This window comes from Ileibacterium valens, assembly GCF_001945525.1.
GTDB lineage: Bacteria > Bacillota_I > Bacilli_A > Erysipelotrichales > Erysipelotrichaceae > Ileibacterium > Ileibacterium valens.
Genome location: NZ_MPJW01000261.1, coordinates 1 through 1,131, shown reverse-complemented (window position 1 = coordinate 1,131; position 1,131 = coordinate 1). Strand labels below are relative to the sequence as shown.

Sequence of the window (1,131 nt, the reverse complement as noted above, 5' to 3'; positions counted from 1 at the left end):
ATGTTAGCAACTCAGCCATGAGTCAGGCGGCGATTTCATTGAACTAACCCCCATGGGGGTTAGTTCAATGAAACACCACTTGTTGGAGACTCATTGGTTTCTGATTACTCTCATACAATACGAGGAGGAAGATCATGAGAAATAAATTCATATCATGGCTTGCCATCTTCCTATCCCTTTTTGTGATGAATCAGAGTACGGGTATGGTTCATGCGCACAGCGAATCGCTGGATGTTTCTATTCCTGTCCAGGTGAAAACAGAAGGTGTTCCTGCACCTAAAGGTGAAGTGCTTTTTGTGCTGAGTCTACTGGATGATGCGCCTGCTCCGGCATCGGACCAGATCCGGATAGCAGCAGGAAATAATGGAATCATGCCTGCGATTGCCTTTGAAAGACCAGGCACGTACGCCTATCATCTGCAGGTCAGCGTGGTGGATTCTAAAAGTCTTCCATTGTTGGGATCAGCGATTTTCGAATGGAAATTACTGTCTATAATGAAAAGGTCAATACCGAAGCTGGATCGGCTTCTAAGCTTGGAGCGGTGATTGTTGTCAGTGACTGGAATCAGTCAGCAGACAGACAGCCTAAATCCCCGGTTACTGTTGTTTTAAAGGACAAAGTCTATCCAACAAAAGAACAGAACGCTCATACTGCGGCTAAGGAACTTTCTTCAAGATGGTGGCTTGGTCTGATCTTTGGCGTGGGAATGCTGGTGATGCTTTTTGCCTTTTCCTTTAAAGAGGATAAAAAAGACAGAATTTGACAAAAGATAGAATTTAAGGAAATGTTTGAACAATTGTAATGCCTGAGGCCGGTATCTTTTGATGCCGGTCTTTTTGCGTTTTGATTATTTTTGATTTTGTGGATTTGCTTATGTTACTTATGCTGAAGTGTTTTGCTGGTGGGGTTTTGGCTGCTGCTTGATATATTTTCTGTTTGTTTTGCGTTTTCTGTTTCCTGTTAGTTACTGTTTTTGTTTCTGTTGTTTTTTTTCGAGATTTTCTGCAATGTCGTTAAGTTAAGGAGTGTCTTCCATGCGGAATTCGCTCCTCGTTTTTTTGATTTTTAACACAAGCAGTGGAGTTGCTCCAAAAGTTTATAAATTATCCGAATATAGCACTTGACAGACCG

At 42.0% G+C, this 1,131-nt stretch carries 2 protein-coding genes; both read left to right on the top strand.

Annotation, left to right across the window (positions count from 1 at the left end):
* Positions 1-134: 134 nt before the first annotated feature.
* Positions 135-545, top strand: coding sequence for a hypothetical protein (locus BO222_RS12130; RefSeq protein WP_075821010.1), 411 nt, complete (start codon positions 135-137; stop codon positions 543-545).
* A complete protein-coding gene (locus BO222_RS12125; protein WP_075821009.1) occupies positions 542-763 on the top strand; it encodes a hypothetical protein in 222 nt (73 codons plus the stop codon). The genes BO222_RS12130 and BO222_RS12125 overlap by 4 nt, the downstream gene beginning before the upstream one ends.
* Positions 764-1,131: the final 368 nt, after the last annotated feature.